The sequence below is a fragment of the Psychrobacter sp. 1U2 genome (genome assembly GCF_051847575.1).
In genome coordinates this window covers 1-1486 of the sequence record NZ_JBPYDC010000185.1, presented here as the reverse complement: position 1 = coordinate 1486, position 1486 = coordinate 1, and the positions used below count along the sequence as shown (strand labels likewise).

The window sequence follows — 1486 nt, the reverse complement described above, 5'->3', positions numbered from 1 at the left end:
TAAGCGTCTAAATAGCTTGTTTCACTTAAAAAAACTGGCAGTTTTACAAAACGTAGGATCTTTAGTGCAACCTACCTCAATGGATCAGTACAAGAATCGATCAGTAGCGTTACCCAGAGGCTTATTTGCTCACTATAATCAAAAACAAAACTGGCAAAGCACCGCGTCGGATTCTTTTAGAGAAGGCTGGGGTGGAAGAATTGGTGATGCAATCATAAAACAAAACTCCCATGGAACGTTTTCTTGTATCAGTACCGATGATGATAATGTATTTCTAACTGGCGAAAAGACCAACCCATTGACAGTTACCTCTGATGGTCTCAAAATTACTGGAGGTATTGAAGAAGGGTCATCAGTATCTGGTACGACGACCTTTTCAGAAGCACTAAGTAGTTTATTTACTTCGTCCGATGACAGTACAGTTGCAAACTCCACCAATGAATCAATGATGTTATCTGCCATCCAAGACGCAAAAACTATTTCAACTGAATTTTCAGCCGAAAATACATTAGCGCAACAGTTAAAAACAGTAGCATCACTTATCAAAGCACGAGATAAGCTGGGTGCCAAACGTCAAATATTCTTTGTGAAACTTAAAGGGTTCGACACACATAATGATCTACTTGGGCGACATGATACGTTGATGCGTCTACTTGATGATGCATTAGGAAGTTTTTATGAAGCTACTGAAGAGTTAGGCGTTTCTCAAAATGTTACCACTTTCACGATGTCAGAGTTCGGTCGAACTTTGAATAGCTATGGTAACGGATCAGAGCACGGCTGGGGAAGTCACCATTTCATTATGGGCGGCGCTGTAAAAGGTAGAGATTTTTATGGTCAAGCTCCAGAGATAGGTCTAAATACAGCCATTGATGTCGGTGAAGGTGCGTGGTTACCTACGACATCTATCGATCAGTATTCAGCGACTTTGGCTAAATGGTTTGGTGTCTCAGATAATAATCTAACCATGGTAGCGCCGAATTTGCATAAATTCAATAATCAAGATTTAGGCTTTATGTCTAGCTGATTAGTTTTTAAAAAAGCATTTTATGAAAGGTGTTTGAACGTTATAACAGCAATAAAGCTTGCCAGGATTCAATTTTGGCAAGCTTTATCGTTTTAGGTTCGTTGTATTACCTTTATAATAAACAGTAGTAGTGCATACCGCCCTCTGCAGCCTATTTGCAGATTATGTTATTCTACGCAAAGTAAACTCTCCTAGTTTTAGCAGAAATTTTAGCTACTTCTAATCAAACAATTAACCTAGAACCCCATATTTCAAATAGGCATCAAACATGTTTATAAAAGAACGTTTTTTCTATTTATCCTTTTTTACTACCATGCTTATGTTCTGTAGTAGTGCGCAAGCTAAAACTCCTGAAGATGAGATCAAAGTAAAAGTATTTATCGCCGCGATGTTTGAAATTGGTGAAAATAGTGGAGATAAAGCCGGCGAATTTCAGCATTGGTATAATCAATATTTCGC

Annotated in this window: 2 protein-coding genes; both read left to right on the top strand. The window is 38.2% G+C overall.

Annotated elements, in window-relative coordinates; translation table 11 throughout:
* On the top strand, positions 1-1027 hold a 1027-nt coding region (locus ACS8FD_RS14315), incomplete at its 5' end, for a DUF1501 domain-containing protein (protein ID WP_439276353.1).
* 268 nt (positions 1028-1295) lie between these two features.
* On the top strand, positions 1296-1486 hold a 191-nt coding region (locus ACS8FD_RS14310), incomplete at its 3' end, for a hypothetical protein (protein ID WP_439276352.1).